The organism is Micromonospora sp. NPDC005257 (genome assembly GCF_042872445.1).
In the GTDB taxonomy this organism is placed as follows: Bacteria; Actinomycetota; Actinomycetes; order Mycobacteriales; family Micromonosporaceae; genus Micromonospora.
On sequence record NZ_JBIAKL010000032.1, the window covers coordinates 1 to 1,333 of the forward strand.

Below are 1,333 nucleotides of genomic sequence, written 5' to 3' on the forward strand. Positions count from 1 at the left end.
CCAGGGCCCCGGCAAAGTCGTGAGGGTGTCCGGCTTGGGTGGTTCGAAGTAGAAGCGCCGGTGTTGGTAGCAGCAAGACGGGCATGACCAGTTCAGAAGATCATCAAGGTTCTCTACGCCACGATGATCTATCCGAAGTGAGCCATGCCCGCACTGCCATCATCGCTGACCTCTTCTCTGTCCCGCGCACCGGCTCTGACCGTTCCCGAAACCGCTGGTGGGCTGCCCGCAGCACTCGCCGGTCTACCTGATCCGCGTGCCCGGCGGGGTGTCCGGCACAGGCTGCCGGTCGTGGTGACCGCGGCGGTCTGTGCCGTGGTTGCCGGCTACCGCTCGTATGCCGCGATCGCCGAATGGGTCGCCGACGCTCCGGACACGACCGTCCTGGCCCTGGGCATCGCCCCGGATCGGCGGCCATCCGAAGCGATGATCCGCCGACTGTTGCAGGCCCTGGACCCGCAGTTGCTGACTGCGGCGATCGGTCTCTGGCTCGACGGGCGTGCCGCGCCCAGCGCCGCGACGGGCCGGCGGGCGATCGCGGTCGACGGGAAGTCGCTGCGCGGATCCCGCACCACCGACGCTGCCGCCCGACATGTGATGGCTGCTTGCGACCAGGTCAGCAGCGTGGTCCTGGCCGACACCGACGTGGACGGCAAGACCAACGAGATCACCCGGTTCCAGCCGCTACTCGACCAGATCGGCGATCTACGCGACACCGTGATCACCGCCGACGCGCTGCACTGTCAGCGTGAGCACGTCACCTACCTCGCCGAACGTGGCGCCCACTGGATCCTGACCGTCAAAGGCAACCAGCCTCACCTGCATCAGCACCTCGCCGCGCTGCCCTGGCGGGCCGTCCCGAACGCCACCCGCGACACCGACCGCGGTCACGGTCGCCGCGAGATCCGCACTCTCAAAATCCTGACGATCTCCACCGGCATCGACTTCCCGCACGCGGCCCAGGCCATACAGATCCGCCGCCGTCGACACCGACTCGACCAGCCGAAACGCTTCACCACCGAAACGGTCTACGCCATCACCGACCTACGCGTGCACCAAGCGAAGCCCGCGCAACTGGCCGCCTGGATCCGGGGGCACTGGCACATCGAAAACAAGATCCACTGGGTCCGCGATGTCACCTACGACGAAGACCGCAGCCAGATCCGCACCGGCAACGGACCCGAGGTCATGGCCGCCTTACGCAACGCCGCCATCGGCGCCCTACGCACCGCCGGAGTCACCAACATCGCCGCCGGCACCCGCCATCACGCCCGCGACAGCACCCGCCCACTGGCACTCCTCGGCGTCACCTGACGACTTTGCCGGGGCCCTG

General features: G+C 67.9%; 1 protein-coding gene. It reads left to right on the forward strand.

Features of this window, described 5'->3' with window-relative positions:
* The first annotated feature begins 144 nt into the window (after window positions 1-144).
* A complete protein-coding gene (locus tag ACFYO8_RS29610) occupies window positions 145-1,314 on the forward strand; it encodes an ISAs1 family transposase (RefSeq protein ID WP_354875072.1) in 1,170 nt (389 codons plus the stop codon).
* Window positions 1,315-1,333: the final 19 nt, after the last annotated feature.